Source organism: Microbacterium sp. CH1 (assembly GCF_001595495.1).
GTDB lineage: Bacteria > Actinomycetota > Actinomycetes > Actinomycetales > Microbacteriaceae > Microbacterium.
The window spans coordinates 25,268-42,765 of the sequence record NZ_LOSO01000001.1 but is presented as its reverse complement, the minus strand read 5'-3'; the positions used below and the strand labels follow the sequence as shown (position 1 = coordinate 42,765).

At 70.8% G+C, this 17,498-nt stretch carries 17 protein-coding genes; 11 read left to right on the top strand and 6 right to left on the bottom strand.

The genetic code is table 11. The features are described from left to right. The first annotated feature begins 25 nt into the window (after nucleotides 1–25). Both AUV07_RS00200 and AUV07_RS00195 read left to right on the top strand, forming a co-directional pair. On the top strand, nucleotides 26–1,447 hold the full coding sequence (locus AUV07_RS00200; RefSeq protein WP_062632830.1) for a GntP family transporter: 1,422 nt from the start codon (nucleotides 26–28) through the stop codon (nucleotides 1,445–1,447). Between the two features lie 93 nt (nucleotides 1,448–1,540). Beyond that, nucleotides 1,541–1,942 carry a VOC family protein gene (locus tag AUV07_RS00195; protein ID WP_062632828.1) on the top strand — a complete coding sequence of 134 codons (402 nt, stop codon included), beginning with the start codon at nucleotides 1,541–1,543 and terminating at the stop codon, nucleotides 1,940–1,942. A 96-nt stretch (nucleotides 1,943–2,038) separates the two neighbouring features. Here AUV07_RS00195 and AUV07_RS00190 read toward each other — a convergent pair whose 3' ends face one another. Together AUV07_RS00190 and ald are read right to left on the bottom strand one after the other, a co-directional pair. Next, nucleotides 2,039–3,265, bottom strand: a complete 1,227-nt coding sequence (locus AUV07_RS00190; RefSeq protein ID WP_062632826.1) for a pyridoxal phosphate-dependent aminotransferase — start codon at nucleotides 3,263–3,265, stop codon at nucleotides 2,039–2,041. Nucleotides 3,266–3,346: 81 nt separating this feature from the next. Beyond that, nucleotides 3,347–4,441 carry an alanine dehydrogenase gene (ald, locus tag AUV07_RS00185; RefSeq protein WP_062632824.1) on the bottom strand — a complete coding sequence of 365 codons (1,095 nt, stop codon included), beginning with the start codon at nucleotides 4,439–4,441 and terminating at the stop codon, nucleotides 3,347–3,349. A gap of 107 nt (nucleotides 4,442–4,548) precedes the next feature. Between ald and AUV07_RS00180 the strand changes: the two genes are divergently transcribed. After that, a complete protein-coding gene (locus AUV07_RS00180) occupies nucleotides 4,549–5,067 on the top strand; it encodes an Lrp/AsnC family transcriptional regulator (RefSeq protein WP_029989076.1) in 519 nt (172 codons plus the stop codon). A 16-nt stretch (nucleotides 5,068–5,083) separates the two neighbouring features. On the opposite strand, the gene AUV07_RS00175 is transcribed toward AUV07_RS00180, so the two are convergent. The 3 genes from AUV07_RS00175 to aceA form a co-directional block, all read right to left on the bottom strand. After that, nucleotides 5,084–5,515: a hypothetical protein gene (locus AUV07_RS00175; protein WP_062632822.1), complete on the bottom strand. Its 432-nt coding sequence runs from the start codon at nucleotides 5,513–5,515 to the stop codon at nucleotides 5,084–5,086. A gap of 89 nt (nucleotides 5,516–5,604) precedes the next feature. Then, entirely contained in the window at nucleotides 5,605–7,239 is a 1,635-nt protein-coding gene (gene aceB / locus AUV07_RS00170; RefSeq protein ID WP_062632820.1) for a malate synthase A, read from the bottom strand. Nucleotides 7,240–7,348: 109 nt separating this feature from the next. Then, complete coding sequence (gene aceA, locus AUV07_RS00165; protein ID WP_062632818.1) at nucleotides 7,349–8,674, bottom strand: isocitrate lyase; 1,326 nt, start codon at nucleotides 8,672–8,674, stop codon at nucleotides 7,349–7,351. 242 nt (nucleotides 8,675–8,916) lie between these two features. On the opposite strand from aceA, the gene AUV07_RS00160 reads away from it, so the two are divergent. Next, entirely contained in the window at nucleotides 8,917–10,362 is a 1,446-nt protein-coding gene (locus AUV07_RS00160) for a helix-turn-helix transcriptional regulator (protein WP_062632816.1), read from the top strand. 22 nt (nucleotides 10,363–10,384) lie between these two features. Further along, nucleotides 10,385–11,509 (top strand): DUF6226 family protein, encoded by a 1,125-nt coding sequence (locus tag AUV07_RS00155; RefSeq protein WP_062632814.1) that lies wholly within the window; start codon nucleotides 10,385–10,387, stop codon nucleotides 11,507–11,509. A gap of 133 nt (nucleotides 11,510–11,642) precedes the next feature. On the opposite strand, the gene AUV07_RS00150 is transcribed toward AUV07_RS00155, so the two are convergent. Then, nucleotides 11,643–12,293 carry an amino acid deaminase gene (locus AUV07_RS00150; protein ID WP_231868155.1) on the bottom strand — a complete coding sequence of 217 codons (651 nt, stop codon included), beginning with the start codon at nucleotides 12,291–12,293 and terminating at the stop codon, nucleotides 11,643–11,645. Nucleotides 12,294–12,411: 118 nt separating this feature from the next. On the opposite strand from AUV07_RS00150, the gene AUV07_RS00145 reads away from it, so the two are divergent. The 6 genes from AUV07_RS00145 to AUV07_RS00120 are packed head-to-tail and all read left to right on the top strand — an operon-like array spanning nucleotide 12,412 to nucleotide 17,396. Next, nucleotides 12,412–13,101 (top strand): HAD family hydrolase, encoded by a 690-nt coding sequence (locus AUV07_RS00145; RefSeq protein WP_062632810.1) that lies wholly within the window; start codon nucleotides 12,412–12,414, stop codon nucleotides 13,099–13,101. A gap of 2 nt (nucleotides 13,102–13,103) precedes the next feature. After that, entirely contained in the window at nucleotides 13,104–14,093 is a 990-nt protein-coding gene (gene phnD, locus AUV07_RS00140; protein WP_062632808.1) for a phosphate/phosphite/phosphonate ABC transporter substrate-binding protein, read from the top strand. 22 nt (nucleotides 14,094–14,115) lie between these two features. Further along, nucleotides 14,116–14,919: a phosphonate ABC transporter ATP-binding protein gene (phnC, locus tag AUV07_RS00135; protein WP_062633029.1), complete on the top strand. Its 804-nt coding sequence runs from the start codon at nucleotides 14,116–14,118 to the stop codon at nucleotides 14,917–14,919. Then, nucleotides 14,916–15,743 (top strand): phosphonate ABC transporter, permease protein PhnE, encoded by an 828-nt coding sequence (gene phnE, locus AUV07_RS00130; RefSeq protein WP_062632806.1) that lies wholly within the window; start codon nucleotides 14,916–14,918, stop codon nucleotides 15,741–15,743. Before phnC ends, phnE (AUV07_RS00130) begins: the two co-directional genes overlap by 4 nt. Then, a complete protein-coding gene (gene phnE, locus AUV07_RS00125) occupies nucleotides 15,740–16,555 on the top strand; it encodes a phosphonate ABC transporter, permease protein PhnE (protein WP_062632805.1) in 816 nt (271 codons plus the stop codon). Before phnE (AUV07_RS00130) ends, phnE (AUV07_RS00125) begins: the two co-directional genes overlap by 4 nt. Next, nucleotides 16,542–17,396 carry a MurR/RpiR family transcriptional regulator gene (locus AUV07_RS00120; RefSeq protein ID WP_062632803.1) on the top strand — a complete coding sequence of 285 codons (855 nt, stop codon included), beginning with the start codon at nucleotides 16,542–16,544 and terminating at the stop codon, nucleotides 17,394–17,396. Before phnE (AUV07_RS00125) ends, AUV07_RS00120 begins: the two co-directional genes overlap by 14 nt. The last annotated feature ends 102 nt before the right edge of the window (nucleotides 17,397–17,498 follow it).

The window sequence follows — 17,498 nt, the reverse complement described above, 5'->3', positions numbered from 1 at the left end:
CCCCACTGAAAGAAGAGATCCAGAGATGCTTCCTCTTCCGATCCTCATCCTGATCGGCCTGGCAGGCCTCGGCCTGCTGCTCCTGCTCATCATCCGGTTCAAGATGCAGGCGTTCTACGCCCTCATCCTCGTGTCGATCATCGTCGGCATCGCGGCAGGTCTGCCGCTGACCACGATCCCCGCCGACGGTGACACCCCCGAGCAGCTCGGCGTCATCCAGGCGATCATCGCTGGTGTCGGCGGCACCCTCGGCTCGGTGGCCGTGCTCGTCGCCCTCGGCTCGATGCTCGGCAAGATCATCGAGCTGTCCGGCGGCGCCGAGTCGCTCGCCGGACGCTTCACCAGCTGGCTGGGCCCGAAGCGCGTCGGCATCGCGCTCGTCATCGCCGCCGGCATCCTGGCGATCCCGGTGTTCTTCGACGCCGGCTTCATCATCCTCATCCCCATCGTGTTCGCCTTCTCGAAGGTGGCCGGTCTCAACCCGATCAAGTTCGGCCTGCCGGTCGCGGGCATCATGCTCGCCGTGCACGTCGCGGTGCCCCCGCACCCGGGCATCGTCGGCGGTTCCGCGATCCTCGGTGCCGACATCGGCTGGGTCACGATCTTCTCCCTCGCGATCTCCGTGCCGCTCGCGGTCCTGTCCTACCTCGTGGCGAAGTGGATCAACACCCGCGAGTTCGCGATGCTCGCGGCCACGAAGGAGATGTACGACAACTTCGGCACGGAGAAGTCGACGCTCACCGGCGGACTCGGCGAGGGCGAGAAGGCGCCGGGCGCCGGTACCGTCCTCGGCCTCATCCTCCTGCCGCTCGTGCTCATCATGCTCGGCACGGCGGTCGCGCCGCTGTTCGAGGCGGGCACGTTCTGGAACGGATTCCTCAGCATGGTCGGTCAGCCGATCTTCGCCCTCATGGTCGCGATCGCCGCCGCGATGTACCTGCTCGGCGTGCGCCGCGGCTGGTCGGCCTCCCACCTCGGCGAGGTCATGGAGTCGGCGCTGCCGGCCGCGGCCGTCATCATCCTCGTCACGGGTGCCGGTGGTGCCTTCGGCCGCGTCCTGACCGAGACCGGAATCGGTGGAGCGGTCGCCGAGGTGCTCGCGTCCAGCGGCATGCCCCTGCTGCTCGCGGCCTTCCTCATCTCCCTCATCATGCGCGCCGCCCAGGGGTCCGCCACCGTCGCGATCGCCACCACCGCGGGGCTCCTGCTGCCGTCGGTCTCCGCGATGGGGCTCGACACCGTGCACACCGCGCTGCTCGCGGTCGCCATCGGCTACGGCGGCCTCGGTCTCAGCCACGTGAACGACTCCGGATTCTGGGTGGTCACGCGGTACCTGGGCCTCTCGGTCAAGGACGGTCTGCGCACGTGGACGCCGCTCACGACGGTGCTCGGCGTGGCCGGCTTCGCGCTGACCTGGATCCTGTACGCGGTGATCCCGGTCTCCTGACCCGTCCGCATGAACGGCCGTCGCCTCCGGGTGGCGGCCGTTCGTCGTCCCCGGCGGGTGGCCGCGGGGGCTGCCGCGGACTACGCTCGCGGGATGAGCGGACTGATCCCGTACCTGCTGTTCCCCGGCAACGCCGCCGAAGCGCTCGGCCACTACCGCGACGTCTTCGGCGGCGAGCTCCAGCTGATGGACTACGCGAGCGCCGGTCGCCACGACGGTCCGGGCGACGCGGTCGCGCACGGCCAGCTCAGCGGGCCGGTCGAACTCGCCGGGGCCGACGCGGGAGCCGATGACGACGCGGTCCAGATGAGCGGGATGTTCCTCTCGCTCCTCGGCACCGCCGCCCCCGGAACGCTGACCCGCTGGTTCGACGAGCTCTCTGCCGGCGGCCGCGTCATCGATCCGCTGCAACAGCGCCCGTGGGGCGACGTCGACGGCACGCTCGTCGACCGCTACGGCATCCGCTGGCTGATCGGCTTCCACCCCGACGACTGACCCCGCCTCCCACGCCGAGACCCCGCGTTCACGCCGAGACCCCCTCGTACCTGCGCAGGTACGAGGGGGTCTCGGCGGTAAACCGGGGTCTCGGCGTCAGGAGGTCGAGGAGAACAGGCGCTGGAGGCGCTGCACGCCCTCCAGGAGCTGCTCGTCGCCGAGCGCGTACGACATGCGGATGTAGCCCGACGGACCGAACGCCTCGCCGGGGACGACCGCGACCTCGGCCTGGTCGAGGATGAGGTCGGCGAGCTCCAGCGAGGTGGTCGGAGTCACGCCGCCCCACGTGCGACCGAGCAGGCCCTGCACGTCGGGGTAGACGTAGAACGCGCCGAGCGGGTTCGGGACCACGAGCCCGTCGATCTTCGACAGCTCCGACACGATGAGCTGGCGGCGGCGGTCGAAGGCCTCGCGCATCTTCTCGGCCTCGTCCTGCGGGCCGTTGAGCGCCGCGATCGCCGCCTTCTGCGCGACGTTGTTCACGTTGCTGGTGAGGTGCGACTGCAGGTTGCCGGCGATCTTGATGGCGTCGGCCGGACCCACCATCCAGCCCACGCGCCAGCCGGTCATCGCGTAGGTCTTGGCGACCCCGTTGACGAGGATCGTCTGGTTCGCGGCCTCCGGCACGGCCTCCACGATCGAGGTCGCCGTCACCGCGGTCCCTGAGTCCGTCGAAGGGTAGGTGAGGTTCTGGTAGATCTCGTCGCTGATGATCCAGATGCCGTGCTCCACCGCCCACTCGCCGATGGCCTTCGTCTCCTCGGCGGTGTACACCGAGCCGGTGGGGTTCGACGGCGACACGAACACGAGGACCGTCGTGCGGTCGGTCCGGGCGGCCTCGAGCTGCTCGACGGTCACCTTGTACTCCTGGTCGGCGCCGGCGAAGACCTCGACGGGCGTGCCGTCCGCGAGACGGATCGCCTCCGGGTAGGTCGTCCAGTACGGGGCCGGCAGCAGCACCTCGTCGCCGGGGTTCACGACGGCCTGGAACGCCTGGTACACCGACTGCTTGCCGCCGTTGGTGACGATGATCTGGCCGGGGGAGACCTCGAGACCAGAGTCGCGGAGCGTCTTGGCGGCGATCGCCTCGCGCAGCGCCGGCAGCCCGGGGGCGGGGGTGTACCGGTAGCTCGCCGGGTCGGCCAGTGCCTCGGCCGCCGCATCCACGATGAACTGCGGCGTGGCGAAGTCGGGCTCGCCCGCGGCATACGAGATGACGGGCTTGCCCTCGGCCTTGAGGGCCTTGGCCTTGGCGTCGACCTTGAGGGTCGCGGACTCGGCGATGGCGGACAGCTTGCGGGAGAGAGGAGCGCGTTCGGTCACGGTTACGAGCGTACTCGGGTCGATACGGCGGGGGAGGTGTGGGATGACGCCAAGATCCGAGGTTCTTTCGGGTTCGGCAGGTCAGTCGGTCGTGAGGCCGTGCGCCTGGGCGACGGCGTCCAGGGTGATGCGTCCCCCCTGCACGTTGAGCCCCTTCGCGAGGGCAGCGTCGTCGGAGGCCGCCCGCTCCCAGCCCTTGGCCGCGATCGCCGAGACGTAGGGCAGGGTGGCGTTCGTCAGCGCCCGGGTCGCGGTCGTCGGCACGGCTCCCGGCATGTTCGCGACGCAGTAGTAGATCGAATGGTGCACGGCGAAGGTCGGGTCGTCGTGGGTCGTCGGACGGGAGCCCTCGAAGCAACCGCCCTGATCGATCGCGATGTCGACGAGCACGGACCCCGGCTTCATGGCCGCGACCATGTCGTCGGTCACGAGCTTGGGGGCCGCGGCGCCGGGGATCAGGACGGATCCGATGACGAGATCCGCCGTCGTCAGCTCCTCGGCGATGTCGTACCGGCTCGACGCGCGCGTCTCCAGGGCGCCGCCGTAGCGGTGCTCGAGCTCGCGCAGGCGGGGGAGCGCCACGTCGACGACGGTGACCTTGGACCCGAGCCCGAGCGCGTTCGCGGCGGCGTGCTCGCCCGCGACGCCGCCGCCGATCACCACGGTCTTGGCCCGCGGGGTGCCGGCGATGCCGCCCAGCAGCATGCCGCGGCCGCCCTGCGAACGCAGCAGGGAGTGGGACCCCATGATGACGGAGAGGCGGCCGGCGATCTCGCTCATCGGCACGAGCAGGGGCAGTGTGCGATCCGGCAGCTGCACGGTCTCGTAGGCGACGGCGGTCGTGCCGGCCGCGACGAGCGCCTCGGTCAGCGGGCGATCGGCCGCGAGGTGGAGGTAGGTGAAGAGCGTGAGGTCGGGACGGAGGAAGCCGTACTCCTCGGCGACGGGCTCCTTGACCTTGATGAGCAGGTCGGCCTCGCCCCACGCGTCGGCGGCGGTCGCGACGATCTCGGCACCGGCCGCGCGGTACGCGTCGTCGTCGATGCTCGACCCGACGCCGGCTCCCGACTGCACGAGCACGCGGTGCCCTTCCCGCACGAGCCGATCGGCGCCGGCCGGGGTGAGGGCGACGCGGTTCTCGTTGTTCTTGACTTCGGTCGGGACGCCGATCTTCATCGATCCTCCAGGTCTCAGGGGCGCAGGGTGCAGACAAGGATCGCAGAAACGTCGAGACATCGCCAGATTCGATGAAGACTCTTCGGTGAACGCTCGAATCCTGAATAATGCTTCGTATGACCACTGCCGCCGCGTCATCCGAGCCGAACAGCGTTCGGGCCCCCGCGCTCGACCCCACCGACGCGCGGATCGTACAGCTCCTCACCGCCGACGGGAGGATGACGAACGCCGAGCTGGCCGGACGACTGGGAGTCGCCCCGTCGACGGCACACGCACGCCTGCGCGGGCTGATTGAGCGCGGGGTCATCACGGGGTTCCACGCGAGCGTCGACGAACGCGAGCTCGGCGCCGGACTCCAGGCGATCATCGGCGTGAGTCTGCGCCCGGCCGCTCGGCGGGAGAGCATCGTGGAGTTCGCGGATCGCGTGCGCGCGCTGCCGCAGGTGATCCAGGTGTTCTTCCTCGGCGGAGACGACGACTTCCTCCTGCACATCGCGGTCGCCGACTCATCGGAGATGCGCGAGTTCGTGCTCGAGCACCTGTCCGCGCAGAGCAGCGTGGCATCGACCCGCACGAGCATCGTGTTCGACTACCACCGCAACTCGGTCGCCGCGTCGTTCCACTGAGTCGGCGCGCGGCGACTCAGGTCTCGAACGAGGAGGGGACGGCGCAGTAGTCGGCGAAACGCCGGGTGGGATGGGCCGGATCGGTCACGTCGACGAGGGCGTTCGCCGCGGTGTGCGGGGGCTCGTCTCCTGCCAGCTGCCAGAGGACGTAGTTCCACATCCCGCGTACGCTCGGCGACACGATCGCGCCCGGTCCGGACACGAGGAGCACGGCGTCGCTGTCGATGGCGCGGAACGGCCCCACGACGTCGGCGCGGAGGGCGGCTTCCTCCCCGTCGGCGGTGTGTGCGCGCTCGACGGTCTGGCCGGCGGCGGTGAGAGCGGCGGCCAGACCATCCGCGGCCGCGCGCGAACGCTCGGCGTCGGCCCCGGCGACCGCGACCAGCCGTCGCCCCCGCGGATAGAGGTGCAGGAACTCCTCGGCGATGCTGTCCCATACGGCGCTCATGGCTCCAGGCTACGCCCGGCAGGGAGCGTGCGGGCCGGGTGGGACGTGAGGATGCCGCGGACCTCGCGGCCCGCGGCATCCCGGCATCGTCAGTCCTCGTCGACCAGGAACCGGCTGTAGGCGCCCAGGGTGAGGAAGGTCGGGAACTCCTCGCGGAGGGCGACCTCGCGGAAGATCTCGGCGGCGTCGTCGAAGCGGTCGCCTTCGCGTCGCTCGACCTCGTCCAGCACCTCGCCGATCAGCCCCTCGACGTACTCGACCGTGATGGGCCTGCCGTCCTGCGTGGTGCGGTCCTGGTGGATCCACTGCCACACCTGCGAGCGGCTGATCTCCGCGGTCGCGGCATCCTCCATGAGGTTGTCGATCGCCACGGCGCCGAGCCCGCGCAGCCAGGCCTCCAGGTAGCGGATGGCCACGGAGACGTTGTCCCGCACGCCCTGCGCCGTGATCGGCCGACCGATGTGCAGGTCGAGCAGGTCGCGCGCCTCCACGTGCACGTCGTCGCGCTGGCGGTCGATCTGGTTCGGGCGGTCTCCGAGCACGGCGTCGAACTCGGCCTGCGCCGTCGGGATGAGATCCGGATGGGCGACCCAGGTGCCGTCGAAGCCGTCGCCGGCCTCGCGCTTCTTGTCGGCCGACACCTTCTCGACCGCGCGCGCCGTGACCTCGGGGTCGCGACGGTTGGGGATGAACGCGCTCATGCCGCCGATCGCGAAAGCGCCGCGCTTGTGGCACGTCTGCACGAGCAGCTCGGTGTAGGCCCGCATGAACGGCACCGTCATCGTGACCTCGCTGCGGTCGGGGAGCACGAAGCGGGCGCCGCGGCCGCGGTAGTTCTTGATGATGGAGAAGATGTAGTCCCAGCGCCCGGCGTTGAGGCCCGCGCAGTGGTCGCGCAGCTCGTACAGGATCTCGTCCATCTCGAACGCGGCGGGCAGGGTCTCGATGAGCACGGTCGCGCGGACGGTGCCGTGCGGGATGCCGATGTACTCCTCGCTGAAGGAGAACACGTCGTCCCACAGCTTCGCCTCTTCGCTGGACTCGAGCTTCGCGATGTAGAAGTACGGTCCGCGTCCCGCCTCGATCAGCGCCTGCGCGTTGTGCAGGAAGTAGAGGCCGAAGTCGACCAGCGAGCCGGACGCCGAGGTGCGGCGGCCGGCGCGGTCGATGAAGGCGAGGTGCTTCTCCGGCAGATGCCACCCGCGCGGACGCATCACGATCGTGGGGGTGCGCTCGGCGGTGACGCGGTACTCCCTGCCCTCGGGGGAGGTGAAGGAGAGCTCGCCGCGGATCGCGTCGCGAAGCGACAGCTGCCCCTCGATGACGTTCCTCCAGGTGGGGCTCGTGGCGTCCTCCTGGTCGGCGAGCCAGACGCGAGCCCCGGAGTTCAGGGCGTTGATCGTCATCTTCGGGTCGGTGGGGCCGGTGATCTCGACGCGGCGGTCTTCGAGCCCGGGGCCGGCGCCCGCGACCCGCCACGTGGAGTCCTGACGGATGTGCGCGGTGTCCTCGCGGAACTGGGGGTCGTGCCCGTTGCCGATCTCGAAGCGGCGACGCATCCGGTCGGCCAGCCGGTCATGACGGCGGGAGGCGAATCGGTGGTGGAGCTCGGTGAGGAAGGCGAGCGCCTCCGGGGTGAGGATCTCGTCGTAGCGGTCGCGCATCGGCCCGGCGATCTCGATCGCGGGTCCCTGTCGGGTCGTCTGCATCGGTGCGGTGGTCATGATCGTGTCCTTTGCCTTATGCCGAGCCCCCGGGTTGTCGTCGAGACCCCGGGCTCCCGGCGTGTGCGGGGCGGGGTCTCGACGAGAACTGGGGGTCTCGGGGGGAGAATCAGTGGAACTGGGCGGTCTCGGTGGAGCCGGCCAGGGCGAGGGTCGCGCTGTCGGGGTTGAGCGCGGTGGAGATGACGTCGAAGTAACCGGTGCCCGCCTCGCGCTGGTGCTTGGTGGCGGTGTAGCCGTCGGCCTCGGCGGCGAACTCGGCTTCCTGCAGCTCGACGTAGGCGCTCATGGCGCGCTCGGCGTAACCGCGGGCGAGGTCGAACATGGAGTGGTTCAGGGCGTGGAACCCGGCCAGGGTGATGAACTGGAACTTGTAGCCCAGGTCTGCCAGCTCCTGCTGGAACGTCGCGATCTCGGCGTCCGACAGGTGGCGCTTCCAGTTGAAGCTCGGCGAGCAGTTGTAGGCCAGGAGCTTACCGGGGAACTGTGCGTGGATCGCCGCGGCGAACTCCCGGGCCAGCGCGATGTCCGGCTCCCCGGTCTCGACCCAGAGCAGGTCGGCGTAGGGGGCGAACGCGAGGCCGCGGCTGATGACCGACTCGATGCCCGGGCGGATCCGGTAGAAGCCCTCCGAGGTGCGCTCGCCGGTGGTGTACTCCCGGTCGCGCTCGTCGACGTCGCTGGTGAGCAGATCGGCGGCGAGGGCGTCGGTGCGGGCGATGATGACGGTCGGCACGCCGGCGACGTCCGCCGCGAGGCGTGCTGCGTTCAGTGTGCGGATGTGCTGCTGGGTGGGCACGAGCACCTTGCCGCCGAGGTGGCCGCACTTCTTCTCGCTGGCGAGCTGGTCCTCCCAGTGGATGCCGGCGGCACCGGACTGGATGAGGGACTGCGCGAGCTCGTAGGCGTTCAGCGGTCCGCCGAATCCGGCCTCGGCGTCGGCGACGATCGGCGCGAGCCAGTCCTGCGTGATCTCGCCCTCGGCGTGCTCGAGCTGGTCCTGCCGGAGCAGAGCGTTGTTGATGCGGCGCACGACCGCCGGGACCGAGTTCGCGGGGTAGAGCGACTGATCGGGGTAGGTCTGTCCGGCGAGGTTGCCGTCCGCGGCGACCTGCCAGCCGGAGAGGTAGATGGCCTTCAACCCGGCGCGCACCTGCTGCACGGCCTGGCCTCCGGTGTAGGCGCCGAGAGCCCGGATGTAGTCCTCCGTGTGCAGGAGGTTCCAGAGGTTCTCCGCGCCGCGGTGGGCGAGGGTGGCGTCCTCGCGGACCGAGCCGCGGATGCGGATGACGTCCTCTGCGGAGTAGGTGCGCTCGACGCCGTCCCACCGCGGGTCGGTGTCCCAGATCTCCTGAAGCTCCGCGGCCGTCTGGACCTGGTCGCCGGCGCGCAGGCCGGCGGGGCGCGGGGTGGGGGTCGCTGCGGTGTTCGTCATGGTGTCTCCTCGGATGGGAATCGGCGTCGGTGCCGATGGCGTGCCTCCACTCTGTGTGAAGTTCCCATGCTCTCCCTCGCCGAATCGAGGAGAAGTTTGCGCGAATTTCTGTTTTCGTGACAGACTCGGCCCTCACACCCCGCTCACCCGGCCTGGCGAGATCAAGAAGGATCCCGGCGCGGCCTCGCGCGGAGCGTTCCCGATCCCGCACCGACGCGGACGGCGGGCTGAGAGGAGCCGACATGGACGACGCCACGGAAGACACCGACGCCCTCACCGTCGGCCGACGCATCCGCCAGCTGCGCACAGCTCGGGGCCTGACGCTCGAGGAGCTCGCCGCCGCGCTCGATCGGGCGCCGAGCCAGCTGTCGATGATCGAGACGGGCAAGCGCGAGCCCAAGCTCACGCAGCTGCAGGCCATCGCCCGCGCGCTCGGGGTGACCATCGACGCGCTGCTTTCCGGGGAGCCGCTCGACGAGCGCAGCGCGATCGAGATCGCCCTGGAGCGCGCGATGAAGGGACAGACGTTCCAGGCGCTGGGCATCGCGCCGTTCCGCATCGCCAAGAGCGTGCCGACGGAGGCGCTCAAGGCGCTGCTCGCCCTGCAGGGTGAGATCGACCGGCTGAAGGACGAGCGCGCCGCGACGCCCGAGGAGGCCCGGCGCGCCAACGTGGAGCTCCGACACTTGATGCGGCGACAGGACAACCACTTCGCCGACCTCGAGGCGAAGGCGGCCGAGATCCTCGCGGCCGTCGGCCATCCCGGGGGACCGCTGACCCAGCGCACCGCGTCCGAGATCGCGGCGCACCTCGGCTTCACCCTCCACTACGCGCCCGATCTGCCGCAGACCACCCGCAGCGTCGCCGACCTCGCCAACGGCCGGCTGTACCTGTCGAGCAGCGTGCCGGCGAAGGGCGATGCGCGCACCGCGGTGCTGCAGGCGCTGTCGAGTCGCATCCTGGGGCACGCCGAGCCGCGCAGCTACGCCGAGTTCCTCCGGCAGCGCGTGGAGACGAACTACCTCACCGGCGCCCTGCTGATGCCGGAGGCCGACGTCGTCCCCGCCCTGAAGGACGCGAAGCAGCGGCGCGCGATCTCCATCGAAGACCTCCGGGATGCGTACTCGGTGTCGTACGAGACGGCGGCGCACCGGTTCACGAACCTCGCCACGCGGCACCTCGACATCCCCGTCCACTTCCTCAAGGTGCACGAGTCGGGCACGATCACCAAGGCGTACGAGAACGACGACGTGAACTTCCCGACCGACCGCCTCGGCGCCATCGAGGGGCAGATGTGCTGTCGCCGGTGGACCTCCCGGGTGGTCTTCGACGAGGACGACCGCTTCAACCCGTACTACCAGTACACCGACACCGGCAACGGCACCTACTGGTGCACCGCCCGCGTGGAGGCGTCGAGCGAGGGCCTGCACTCGGTGAGCGTGGGGGTGCGGTTCGACGACACGAGGTGGTTCGTGGGCAGGGACACCCCGCACCGCAGCGTCTCGAAGCACTCGGTCGAGGTGTGCTGCCGCCGGGCTCCCGCCGAGCTGGAGGAGCGGTGGCGCGAGAACTCCTGGCCCAACGTGAAGACCCCGCGCACGCTGCTGGCGACTCTGCCCACGGGAGCCTTCCCGGGTGTGGACACCACCGACGTGTACGAGTTCCTGGAGTCCCACGCGCCCCGGTGATCCCGCTCGGTACGCTCGGTCGATGAGCAGCGACGTCTTCCCCGGTCCCTTCGGTCCGATGCCCGAGGCGGGTGCGGCGGCGATCCTGTGGATGCCGCCGCAGGCGGACGCGCCCGGACCCGTCCGGTTCGTCGACGGCTTCGAGCCCTTCGCCGAGTTCGCGCGGGGCCAGGGGACCGACCCCGCCGTGCTCGCCGTCGACCTCGGGGCGACGTGGGACTTCGTCGCCGGTCATCCTGAGGTGCTCGAGAGCGAGACGCTGGCCACGGCGGCGGCGCGGTTCGTGGGGAACGTCATCGCGGTCGTGCACCCGGCCGCGACGTGGCGGATGACGGGCGAGCCGGAGATCGGGACGAACACCCTCTCGATCCCGGTCGCGGGCCTCGTGCAGGGGATGGTGCAGCAGCCCGAGCAGCGGGACGCGCTCCTGCAGATGCTCGCGTCGTGGGAGCAGGACGATCTCGATGACCAGGAGATGAGGGCGCTGTCCGCGGAGGATTCCGCTCCCGCGGTCGTCGTCCCGGCGCGCACCTACGTCCGGCCTGCTCTCCCGCTGCTGGACTTCCATGACGAGAGCGGCGAGGTCATCCGCTACGGACACCGCTGGCCCGACGGCATCGCGCCGGAGGAGTCGTACTCCCGGGAGTCCCACCCGGAACGCTTCGCACCGCTCTCCCTCGTCGTCGACGCGCTCGTCGAGCACCTCTCCCGCGAGTACGAGGTCGAGGTGCGGCGAGAGGCGGGGGAGGACGGGACGGAGCGCATCGTGCTCGCACCGGCGCGCGGTGCGCAGATCACGATCACGCCGGCCGTTCCCTCCGTCTGCGTCGAGGCCGGCGCCCTGTTCCACGCGATCGTGCCGTCGTGCATCTGCGATGCGTGCGATGAGACCGCCGAGACCGCGGCGGACGAGCTGGAGCGGATCGTGCTGTCGATCGCCGCTGGCGGCTTCCGGGAGAAGTACCCCGTCGGTCACCGTGCGTGGCTGTACACGGAGATCCGGTCGCCGGACGGCGAGCGGCGGGAGAGCAGCTCGGGCCCCGCCCCCGAGGTGCCCACGGAGGCGCGAGAGCGCGCGGCCGCCCTGCTGCGCGGGCTTGACGACGGCTGGTGGCCCGCCTGGCCCCTCAGCTCGACCCCCGCCTGACCCCCGACCCCGGCCCCCGCTCCGCCCGTCCGTGCCCCGCCTGCACGACCGTGTTGCGGGTGCACGACCGGGCGGACGGATCTGTCGTGCATCCGGCCCAGGATCGTGCATCCGGATTGAGCGCACGCCCTGACTACACGGCGTTCCAGCGGAGTCGCGGCAGCGTGGCGAACTCGGTGAGGACCGCCGCCGCGTCAGTCACGGGGAAGAGCGTGACCGGGAGCGGAGGCAGTCTCGGAGACGGTGCGACCGCGTAGGCGAGGGCGGCCGGACCTTCCGACGCGCCCAGGGAGACCCGACTCTCGCGGCCGTCGACGATGACCGTCGATGCGTGGGGGCGCGCGGACAGGGCGGCGGCCGCGGCGGTCGCTCGATCGAGGAGTGTCGGACCGGGGATCCAGGGCAGGAAGGCGTCCTCGGGGAGTCCGCAGGCGACAGCCAGCGTCGGGGTCAGCCAGCGGTCGCTCTTGAGGCCGTAGGGAGTGGGCTCCCGCGAGAGCAGGTAGCCGTAGCAGTGCAGGAGCCCGGCGTTGCCGACCGGCCAGGTGGCAGGGAGGTCCGCGCGCCGGTGGAGCTCGTCGAACACGGCCGGCGCGATGACACCCGTGCCGGTGTTCTCGTCGACCGCGGTCGACCGGCCCCACGCGGCGAAGCGCCCCGCCTCTCGATCGGCGCGGATCGAGGCGTCGAGCCAGGGCAACGCGTGGATCGCCCTCTGCGCGGCGGCACGGGTGTTGGTCGCGGCGTGGTCGGCGGCATGCATAAGGGCAGCGAGTTGGGACACGACGTTCACCATAGGCGGGCGATGTGGACGGAGTGTTCACGCGGCGTTCACACGCCGTGGGCGTTCTGTCCATCTCGATTGCCCATGGTGGACGAAGCGTCCGCACAGAAGGAATCCCGTGACCACCATCCTCCTCTTCGACTTCGACGGCACGATCGCCCTCGGCGACGGGCCCGTCCTCGCCTATGCCCGACACGTGGCCACCGCGCTCGGGACGTCGGAGCGCTTCCTCCACGGCATCCGCACCGCGCTCGCCGCCGCGGGCCCTGACGCCGTCGACGGGTACGACGTCGTCCGCCGCGCGGCGGACAGCCTCGGCGCCGACCGTGCCGTGCTCAGCGCGGCCTACCTGGCCAGCCGGGCCCAGCTCGCCACGGCGGCGGCACCGGTCACGGTGCCAAGCGGTCTGGTCGAGTTCCTCCGGACCGCCGGCCCCGTAGCGGAGCGCGTGCTGGTGACCAACGCCCCCGCCGTGCGTCTTCCGGAGGCGCTGGAGCACCTCGGGCTTGCCGGGCTGTTCGACCGCATCGTGACCGACGCCCGCAAGCCGGCCGGGATGGAGAAGGTCCTCGACACGCTGCCGTCCGATGCCCGCGTCCTGAGCATCGGCGACATGTGGCGCAACGACCTCGCCCCCGCGCACGCCCGCGGCCACGCCACCGCGCTGATCGGGGGTTTCGCCGACCCGACCGCGGTCCCGACCTTCCGCGCTGCCGACTTCGCCACGCTCGCCCCGCAGCTCGAAGCCTGGCTGCGGGCCACCGACTCCTCCGTTCCGTCCATCTCACCCACCCCCATCGAAGGATGATCATGCGAACCTCCCCCTCCCGTCGCCCGGCTCTCGGCCTCGCCGCCGCCGGCGCCCTGCTGACCGTCGCGCTCGCCGGGTGCTCCGGCACCGCCGCCGGGTCCGACCCGACCACGGCCCCGGGCGAAGACCCCGACTCGCTGGTCCTCGCCCTCGTCCCCTCCCAGGACCAGGACGGCCTCGTCGAGACGGCCGCCCCGCTCACCGACTACCTCACGGAGGAGCTCGGGATCGAGGTGACCGGCGTCGTCTCGAAGGACTACCAGGCCGCCGTCGAGGCGATGGGCGCAGGGCAGGCGCAGATCGGCTTCCTTCCGTCGCTGCAGCTCTGGCAGGCGAACGACATGTACGACGCCTCCGTCGTGCTGCAGACGGAGCGCAACGGCAACATCACCTACCCGGCGCAGTTCATGACGAACAACCCCGACAAGTACTGCGAGGACGAGCCGGTCGCCCGCGACGGGATGCTGTTCTGCAACGGCGCCGATGCCATGACCGGTCCCGCGGGCCTCGACAGCATCGACAAGGTGGAGGGCGCGAAGGTCGCCGTGCTCGGCCCTGGGTCCCCCGCCGGCTACATCTACCCGATCCTCGCGCTGCAGGAGGCAGGTCTGGACACGGATGCCGACATCGAGCAGATCCCGGTGACCGCGAACGACGCATCCGTGCTGGCGGTCTACAACGGCGACGCGGAGGTGGGCTTCAGCTTCTGGGATGCCCGCACGATCGTGCAGAAGGACACCCCGGACGTGGGGGAGAAGGTCGTCGTCTTCGCCATGACCGAGGAGATCCCGAACGACGGCGTCGCCCTCTCGGCCGACCTGTCCCCGGAGCTGCAGGGGCGCATCACGACCGCGCTCGAGGAGTTCTCGAACACGGAGGAGGGCTCCGCGATCCTGGAGAGCATCTACTCGATCACCAAGCTCGCACCGGCCGACCCCGCGTCGCTCGACGTCGTCGCCCGGGCCGCCGAGGCCCTGGGGCTGCAGTAAGTTGTCCGCTCCACATCACCCGGTGGACGTCGCGGCTGCGGCCGCGGCGTCCACGCCGTGGTCCATCCGCCTCGACGAGGTGACTGTGCGGTACCCGAACGGCACGGTCGGACTGAACCGTGTCTCGCTGGACATCGCCGCCGGCGAGATGGTCGCGGTCGTCGGACTCTCCGGATCGGGGAAGTCCACGCTCATCCGCACGATCAACGGCCTGGTACCGGTCACCTCCGGCACCCTCGACGTCGGCGGGCATCGCGTGAGCGGTGCCTCGCCGCGCACGCTGCGACGGCTCCGGGGCGACATCGGGATGGTCTTCCAAGGGTTCAACCTCGCCGGGCGCGCCAGCGTGATGCAGAACGTGCTCGTCGGACGCCTGGCCCACACGCCGCTGTGGCGCACGCTCCTCGGTGCCTATCCCGAGGCCGACCGGCAGCGCGCGTACCACGCGCTGGACCGGGTCGGGATCCTGCCGAAGCTGCACGCGCGGGCCTCTGATCTCTCCGGCGGCCAGCAGCAGCGCGTCGCGATCGCCCGCGCTTTGGCGCAGGAGCCCCGCGTCGTTCTGGCGGACGAGCCGGTGGCGAGCCTCGACCCGCCCACGGCGCACGGCGTGATGAACGATCTTCGCCGGATCAACCGTGACCTCGGCATCACGGTGCTCGTCAACCTCCACCTGCTCGACCTCGCCCGCGAGTACGGCGCCCGGATGATCGGCATGCGCGCGGGGGAAGTCGTCTACGACGGCCCCGCGGCCGGTGCCTCGGACGCCGACTTCGAGAGCATCTACGGCCGCTCGCTCACTCCGGACGATCGGCTGCACGCATGACCGCCCCCGCCGTCGCCCCGGGGACCGCGTCGGCACCGCTCGACGCCCCCGCGCGTCCGCCCGGCGCCTGGAAGGGACCCGCTGTCCTGGCCGGTGTGGTCGCGGTGACGGTCGTCATGTGTCTGCCCGGCATCGGTATCGGGGTCGACCTCGACGCGATCGCGCGCCACTGGCAGAACGGCGCCGACAAGGTGCTGAAGCTGCTCGTGCCCGACTGGTCGTTCTTCCCGCGCACCGTCCCGCCGCTGCTCGAGACCCTGCAGATGGCGGTCATCGCCACGGCGATCGGTGCCGCCGTATCGCTCCCGCTCAGCTTCTGGGCCGCGCGGGCGACGAACCCGAACGCGGCCGCGCGGCTGGCGGTGCGAGGTGTCCTCAACGTCGTCCGCAGCGTCCCCGACCTGCTGTACGCCGCCATCCTCGTTGCCATGGTGGGCGTGGGTGCCCTCCCGGGGATCCTGGCGCTGGTGCTGTTCAACGTCGGGATCATCGTCAAGCTCGTGTCCGAGGCGATCGACACGAACGACCGTGGCCCCCTCGAAGCCGGCAGGGCTGTGGGGGCGACGCAGACCCAGATCAACCGCACGCTCGCCCTCCCGGACGCCTGGCCCGCCTTCGCGAACCAGTCCCTGTACGTCTTCGAGCTCAACGTGCGCGCGTCGACCGTGCTCGGCCTTGTCGGCGCCGGCGGGATGGGGCTGCTCATCGATGCCGTCCGCACGTTCTACCGTTACGACCAGCTCGCGCTCATCATCCTCGAGATCCTCATCGTGGTGATCGTGATCGACGTCGTCTCCGACGCCATCCGACGGAGGCTCGTATGACCGTCCCGCTCACCGCCGTCCCCGCTCGACCTCGTCGTCCCTGGCTCCTCGTCGGGTGGGGCCTGGTGACCGTCGTCGTCGTGCTCGCCTTCTGGTCGATCGACATCTCCTGGGCACGCCTCCTCGACCTGCCGGCGGAGATCGTGCGTTACACCGTGCTCATGTTCGGCGATCCGGAGTGGGAGAAGCTCCCGGAGGCCCTGTGGCAGACGTGGCGGAGCATCGAGATGGCCTGGGTCGGCACCGTGCTCGGCATCCTCCTCGCGACCCCGTTGAGCCTGCTGGCCGCCCGCGGTTTCGGGCCGGTCTGGCTGCGCAGTCTGCTCCGCGGGCTGTTCTCGCTCATCCGCGCTGTCCCGGAGATCATCATCGCGATCGTCATCCTCTCGGTCACGGGGCTCACGCCCTTCACGGGAGCCCTGGCCCTCGCGCTCAACGGCATCGGCACCCTCGGCAAATGGGGTTACGAAGCCGTCGAAGCCGTTCCCCGCGGCCCCATCGAGGCGGCGCATGCGGCCGGCGGCGGTACCCTCCAGGTGCTGCGATGGGGGGTGTGGCCGCAGGCGGAACCGGCGTTCTGGTCGTTCTGGCTCTACCGCTTCGAGATCAACGTGCGCTCGTCGGCCGTGCTGGGCCTCATCGGCGTCGGCGGGATCGGCGACATGCTCACCTCGTACACCCAGTACCGTGAGTGGTCGACGGTGGGTGTCCTGCTCATCGTGGTGGTCGTGGTGACGATGCTGATCGACGCAGCATCCGGCGCGATCCGCCGTCGGATCATGGAGGGAGCCCGCGCCCGTGTTCGCGCCTAGTGCCCCGCCGACCGTCCGCATCGCCGCGGTCCGGAACACCCTGCAGCCGGCGGAGCGCCGGGTAGCCGAGCTCATCCTGGACTCCGCCGACGCCGTCGTGGAGTGGACCGCGCAGGAACTCGCCGACCGGGCCGGCGTCGGCCGCGCCACCGTCGTCCGCGCGTGCCAGGGCTTCGGCTACCGCGGCTACCCGCAGCTCCGGGTCGCGCTGGCCGCCGAGCTCGGCGGGGGGAGCGCAGACGCAGCGGTCGATCACGGGCCCGGTGTCCTCGGACGGATGCGCGGCGAGATCGACCGAGTCGCGGCGTCCCTCCCTGTGCTGGCGAGCCTCCTCGACCCTGTGACCGTCGATGCGGCAGTCGCCGCGACTGCTTCCGCGCGTCGTGTGCTGGTCCTGGCGAACGGTCTGTCGTCCCCGATCGCGAGCGACCTGGCGATGCGGCTCACGGCGGCGGGACGACCGGCGGAGTTCATTGCCGACGCGATCGCCCAGCAGATCGCGGCCCGACACCTCACGGAGCAGGACGTGTGCGTGATCGTCAGCGGTTCCGGAGCGAACGAGGCGAGTCTGCGCGTCGCGACCGCCGCCGACCGTGGCGGTGCGACGGTGATCGCGCTGACCTCGTTCGCGTCCTCCGCGCTGACCGACGCGGCGTCCCTCTCCCTGGTGATCGCCCCCGCAGGTGTGAGCTTCCGCGAGGAGCTGCAGCACGCCTCCCGCGTCGCCTTCCTCGTGTTCGCCGAGGTGTTCGCGGCCGCCGTCACCTCCGCCCGGGGCGATGACGCGGTCCAGGCCCGCGCCTACGCGCTCGAGGTGGTGTCCGACAACCTCGACGGCTGAGACGACCCGGTCCGCCTGCACGACCTCGGTCCGTGTGCGCGACTCCTCGTGTCGATCCGTCGTGCAGGCGTGGCGAGGTCGTGCAGGCGTCGCGGGGGAAAG

Coding starts and splice junctions, on each gene's coding strand:
- aceB (WP_062632820.1), bottom strand. CDS start 7,239: ATGACCACCGCACCGATGCAGACGACCCGACAGGGACCCGCGATCGAG.
- ald (WP_062632824.1), bottom strand. CDS start 4,441: ATGAAGATCGGCGTCCCGACCGAAGTCAAGAACAACGAGAACCGCGTC.
- AUV07_RS00175 (WP_062632822.1), bottom strand. CDS start 5,515: ATGAGCGCCGTATGGGACAGCATCGCCGAGGAGTTCCTGCACCTCTAT.
- aceA (WP_062632818.1), bottom strand. CDS start 8,674: ATGACGAACACCGCAGCGACCCCCACCCCGCGCCCCGCCGGCCTGCGC.
- AUV07_RS00160 (WP_062632816.1), top strand. CDS start 8,917: ATGGACGACGCCACGGAAGACACCGACGCCCTCACCGTCGGCCGACGC.
- AUV07_RS00180 (WP_029989076.1), top strand. CDS start 4,549: ATGCTTCGTATGACCACTGCCGCCGCGTCATCCGAGCCGAACAGCGTT.
- phnD (WP_062632808.1), top strand. CDS start 13,104: ATGCGAACCTCCCCCTCCCGTCGCCCGGCTCTCGGCCTCGCCGCCGCC.
- AUV07_RS00155 (WP_062632814.1), top strand. CDS start 10,385: ATGAGCAGCGACGTCTTCCCCGGTCCCTTCGGTCCGATGCCCGAGGCG.
- AUV07_RS00195 (WP_062632828.1), top strand. CDS start 1,541: ATGAGCGGACTGATCCCGTACCTGCTGTTCCCCGGCAACGCCGCCGAA.
- AUV07_RS00200 (WP_062632830.1), top strand. CDS start 26: ATGCTTCCTCTTCCGATCCTCATCCTGATCGGCCTGGCAGGCCTCGGC.
- phnE (WP_062632806.1), top strand. CDS start 14,916: ATGACCGCCCCCGCCGTCGCCCCGGGGACCGCGTCGGCACCGCTCGAC.
- phnE (WP_062632805.1), top strand. CDS start 15,740: ATGACCGTCCCGCTCACCGCCGTCCCCGCTCGACCTCGTCGTCCCTGG.